This is a genomic window from Thioclava sp. UBA3469, from assembly GCF_002378135.1.
In the GTDB taxonomy this organism is placed as follows: Bacteria; Pseudomonadota; Alphaproteobacteria; order Rhodobacterales; family Rhodobacteraceae; genus Thioclava; species Thioclava sediminum.
Window position 1 is genome coordinate 2,340 of the sequence record NZ_DFRG01000247.1, and the last position, 5,232, is coordinate 7,571.

Annotated in this window: 4 protein-coding genes; 2 read left to right on the top strand and 2 right to left on the bottom strand. The window is 63.8% G+C overall.

Annotated features, from left to right (window positions below):
* The coding region (locus tag B3D39_RS18085; RefSeq protein ID WP_286789935.1) for a hypothetical protein at window positions 1-433 on the top strand (433 nt) is incomplete at its 5' end.
* Window positions 434-445: 12 nt separating this feature from the next.
* The gene (locus B3D39_RS18090) at window positions 446-1,306 is read left to right on the top strand and encodes a polysaccharide deacetylase family protein (RefSeq protein ID WP_274962578.1); all 861 of its coding nucleotides are present in this window, start codon (window positions 446-448) and stop codon (window positions 1,304-1,306) included.
* 112 nt (window positions 1,307-1,418) lie between these two features.
* Here the strand turns inward: B3D39_RS18090 and B3D39_RS18095 are convergent, their stop codons facing one another.
* On the bottom strand, window positions 1,419-3,638 hold the full coding sequence (locus B3D39_RS18095) for a choice-of-anchor F family protein (protein ID WP_274962579.1): 2,220 nt from the start codon (window positions 3,636-3,638) through the stop codon (window positions 1,419-1,421).
* A gap of 357 nt (window positions 3,639-3,995) precedes the next feature.
* On the bottom strand, window positions 3,996-5,232 hold a 1,237-nt coding region (locus B3D39_RS18100; RefSeq protein ID WP_286789936.1), incomplete at its 5' end, for a dipeptide ABC transporter ATP-binding protein.

Consider the following 5,232-nt stretch of genomic DNA (forward strand, 5'->3'; position numbering starts at 1 on the left):
CAAGCAGCTGCTGGAACGGCTCGACGCCACGCTGCCCGGGCCGGAGGCCGATCTCGTCGAGCTGACGGTGGCGTTCGCGCACGAGATCATGGTTCACGCGATGCAGACGCTGGAGAAAGACATCTGGCGTCAGGTCATCGCGGCGGTGACGATCGAGGCAGGGACGCAGCTGTCCAAGGCCTATTTCAAGCTCGACGAACAGCTTGCCTCGGTGCTGGTGCGCCGGATCGAGGCGATGCAGCGGGACGGGCGGCTCAGCGCCGATCTGAACCCGCTCCATCTGGGCCGGGCGCTGTTCCAGCTGCAAAACGCCCGTTTCATCCAGTTCATTTCCACCGACGCCGCGCGCCGGGACGAGATTGAGACCTGGCTGCGCAACGATCTCGTGGCGCTGTTCTCGGTGACGCTCCCTGTGCCCGCCGATCCTTCCTGAGCGGAGAGTGACATGTTTCTCAACCCGATCACCTGGCCCGAGAGCAAGCGCAGCGCCGCCTGCGTGACCTTCGATATCGACGCGGATTCGCTGATCCGCACCGCCCGTCCCGAGGACGCCGAGCTGCGTCTGCAGCCGATCTCGATGGGCCGCTACGGGCCGACGGTCGCCGTGCCGCGCATCCTCGAGACCTATCGCCGTCTGGGCCTGACCCAGACCTTCTTCATGCCCGCCTGGGTGATGCAGACCTACCCGGAAACGGTCGAGGCGATCCTGAAAGCAGGGCACGAGATCGGGCATCATTCGTGGATGCACGAAGACCCGATGGAGCATTCCGACGAACGCGAGGCGGAGCTGTTCGAACGCGCGCTGGAGGTCCATGTCACGATGACGGGCCGCAAGCCGCGCGGCTATCGCGCGCCGGTCTATTCCTTCACGCCCGCGATGCTCAATCGCTTGATCGAGCACGGGTTTCTCTATGACAGCTCGATGATGGCCGACGAGTTGCCCTATCTGGTCGAAACGCCGAAAGGCAGCCTGATCGAAGTGCCGCCGCATTGGGGCACCGACGACTGGCCGCCCTTCGCGCATTTCGGCGAGATCGACTACCTGATGCCGATCCGCGCGCCCTCCGATGGTATCCGTGCCTTCGCCGAGGAATTCGACGCGATGCACGAGGCGGGCGGGTTCTGGATGCCGGTGCTGCACCCGTTCCTGACGGGCCGTCTGGCGCGCTGGCGCGAGATGGAGCGTCTGCTGGAGCGCGCCGTGGAGGCGGGCGACGTCTGGTTCGCGCCGATGGAAGAGATCGCCAGCCATGCGAAATCCGGGGCGTCGACATTGCGCCGGGAACGGATCGGGATGGAGGGGTAACGCCCGCTCGGTGCGGGATATCCGTTATCGACCTGCGAATATAAATGCACCGCGGCGCTGAAAAGCGCCGCGGTGTCTTCGTTTAGGTCTGTGAGCGCTCAGAACTTCGCGCTCAGAACTTCGCGTTGAAGGAAAGCTGCAGCGCGTGGCTCTCATAGTCGCTCGAGAAGGTCCCCGAGATCCCGGCATGCAGGCTGGAGGAGAACGTCCCGGTCTGGCTGAGCGGCACGTCGATCCCGACATCCGCCGTCACCCAGTTCATGTCGAAGCCGTCGACCGGGGTTGCGCTGGAGGGCAGCCCGACGAAAGCGGTCTGAACGAGCTGATCGTCGCCGCTGACCTTGTTGTACTTGATCGCACCGGACAGGGTCGGGGCCTGTGCGCTCGACGACAGCGCATATTGGCCACGCATCCCGGCGGAGGCGACGGTCACCGTCCCGGATTGGTCCCCGACGGACAGGTTCCACGCGCCCGCGCCGGTTTCGTCGAAGCCGTCCACCGAGAGGTGATACATTTCGAGCGAACCCGTCGGGCCGAAGCGAAGACGATCGTGGCCGAACATGTACTCGGCATCGATCGCGCCGAAGACCTGATGGCCATCCCTGCTCGCCCGTGCGGTCGATCCCATGACATTGCGGCTCATGTCGTAGGAAAGATCCTGATAGCCGATCATGAACTGCGCCGCGCCGCCATTGCCGAAGGCTGTTCGCACGAAGCCACCGACGAAGCCGCCGGAGCCATCGATGCTGCCGCGGCTCTGATCGGCATCGGAGGTGCCGTCCGAGTAGCCGCCGAAGAGGCCGACCGAGACTTGGTTGCCGATGAATTTCTCGCCGCCCAGCATCATGTAATGCGATTTGACGTCGTAGCCGATCGCATTGGTGGTGCGGTCGTAATTGGCTTTCTGCGCCCCCGCCGAGACGAAGGCATAGGTGTCGTCGCCGATCTTCCACGAGGTCGGCCCGCCCATCGTCGAAAGCGTGACCGATCCGTTCTGCGTCTGCGCAACCGGACGACCGATCCCTTTCGTGATGTTCTGCCCGAACTCGAAGCCGACAGCGCCAAAGGCGGGCAGGAAGCTGTAGCCCGTCGTCTCGAGCATGTCGTTGCGCGCGACCGGATCCGTGATCGCCATGATGTCGCTGATCGCGGCCTGATAGGTCCCTGCGTTCCCGATATCGAGATAGGGGATGTTGGCTGCCGCATCGAGGCGACCGGCGGTCGCGAACTGGTAGGGGGTCGCCGTTTGCTCCACGATCGGCGCGAAGATCGGCGCGATGCGCATCGTGACATTGCTGCCTGCGACATCGCCGAGATCGATGATGTAGTTCAGGTTCAGGTTGCGAAGATCCTCGACCACGTCCTGCGTGTAGAGGCTATTGGCCTGCATCGCCGCGACGATATCGGCGGGCACGGCGCCGCCGCCGGTATAGCCGAGATCCGCGACCGTCACGCCCAGCGAGTCGGCCATCGCCTGCAGCTTGCTGTCCAGATAGGTCGAGCTGTCGACGCCCAGATTGCCATACTGCCACTGACCGGCGCTCAGGTTGTACCACGCGATGAGCTGGGCCTCGTCCGAGGCGACGGCCGTACCGGTCGCGTCCCAGAAGATTGCTTTCGGCAGCATGCTGTTGTCAATCAGCGAGTTGCCGAAATAGGTGGCCAGAACGCTGTTCGACAGGTTCGTCGCGTCGAGCGTGTTGGCGTTGTTCGCAATGGTCATCTCGGCGGAGGTGCTGTCGAAGAAGCCGATGCCTGCCTCTTCCTGACCGCCATCGCCGAAGAGCCCGTCGGGCAGGTTGAACTTCGAGATGTAATCGGGATCGAAGAGTGCCGCGGTCTGGGGGTCGCTCGGGTCGAAGGGGGTGAAGCTGTCACCCGAGCCGGTGCCGAGTTGCACCTTGAAGGCGATAATGCGGGCGCCGGTGAGGTTCGAAGTCTTGCCGTAGGTGTAGTATTCCGTGATGCCGCCGCTCGATTGGGTCGAGAGCATGATATCCATCGGCGTCGGGCCGGTCAGCTGCGTCTTCACCCGTTTGCCCGAGCCGGGAGGGGCCGTGCAGGTGAAATCCGGCGTGTTCGCCATCAGGCAATTGGTGATATCCTTCGGATTGTCCGTGTTGGGAAAGTCGGCGTTGACCTCCCCCGTCACGGCCTTGAGGCCGGGCGGCTGCACGCCTTCCGCCGGATCGGAGAAGATGAGACCATCGCCGGTTACGCTGATGACGGGTGCGTCATCAAAGGTGCCCGACCAGGCCGGATTCCCGAGGCACAGCAGCAAAGCGGCGGGCGCTACGGTGCGTTTCAAATTGGTGAGTAGTGTATTCGACATTCTTTGTCCCCATTCCCCAAGGCAAACGCTACGACAAGAAATCGTACGTCAATCGAGCCACTCTTTACGTAATTGAACTGACAACCTGTCCGTGCGTTTGCCTCGGCGCGTTTCAGAAGTTCCCTCGCACGGACTTCACTCACCGCGCTAAGCTTCCGCCCGGGAGCTTTCTTTGATTTGTATCAATGATTTGGTGGGGTGTTCGGGGTGTTGCGGAAAAGAGACGGGGTGGGTGTCGCTTTGGTTTTGCCGCCTATGAATGGCCTTGAGAAGGGGCTGCGGTTTGCAGCCCGAAAACGGCCTTGAAAGCACAGGGCGGCGCGGAGATTTGCCGCCCGCCCTGTGCGCGATTTCGTGCTATTCCGCCGCCGTCTCGGTCGGCATCGCGGGCAGGTCACTATCTGCCACGAGATGCCCGTCTCCGAGATTGCGCAGCATCAGGCGCTGCGGACCCGTGCCCAGCTTGTAGACCGGGCTCGGCACCTCGCCGGACAGGCGCGGGGTGGGCTCGCGGACTTTGTCGGGGTCGGGGATCGGCACGGCCGCCATCAGGCGCTTCGTGTAGGGGTGCTGCGGTGATCCGAAAATCTGCGCGCGCGTGCCCATCTCCACGATCTGGCCCATATACATCACCGCGATCCGGTCCGAGATATTCTCGACCACCGCCATGTCGTGGCTGATGAAGAGATACGCGATGCCGAACTCCCGTTTCAGCACCTCCAGAAGGTCCAGTACCCGCGCCTGCACCGACACATCCAGCGCCGAGACGCTTTCATCCGCGATGATCAGCTTGGGTTGCAGGGCCAGCGCACGGGCGATGCAGATCCGCTGACGCTGACCGCCCGAGAACTCGTGAGGATAGCGGTCGAGCTGATCGCGGGTGAGGCCGACGCGCTCGAAGAGGCCCGCTACTTTTTCGCGCTGCTCCTCGGGCGTGCCAATGCCGTGGATGACCAGCGGCTCGGCCACCAGATCGCCCACGCGCATCCGCGGATCGAGCGCCGCCATCGGGTCTTGGAACACGATCTGCACGTCGCGGCGCATCTCTTTCATCTTCGCGCCGCTCAGGCCGCCCATCGTGTGGCCCGCGACCTCGATGCGACCCTGATGCGGCACGAGGCCGGTCAGCGCTTTCGCGATAGTGGATTTGCCGCAGCCGCTTTCACCGACGAGCGAGAAAGTCTCGCCCTCCATGATGTCGAAGCTGACACCCTCGACCGCGTGGACGCGATGCGTGACCTGCGACAGGATCCCGCCGCGAATGTCGAAATGCACCTTCACGTCGCGCAGCCGCGCCACGGGTTTCGCATCCGGGGACGCGCCCGCAGCACCGCTGCCGTCGCCCATGCGCGGCACCGCGGCCAGAAGGTCCTGCGTATAGGCCTCGCGCGGGGCGCTGAAAATCTGCGAGACAGCGCCCGTCTCGACCGCCTGACCCTGTTTCATGACGATGACCCGCTCGGCCATCTCGGCCACCACGCCCATGTCATGGGTGATCAGGATAATTGCGGTGCCCATCTCGCTTTGCAGATCGCGCAGCAGGTCGAGCACCTCGCGCTGCACCGTCACATCGAGCGCGGTGGTCGGCTCGTCC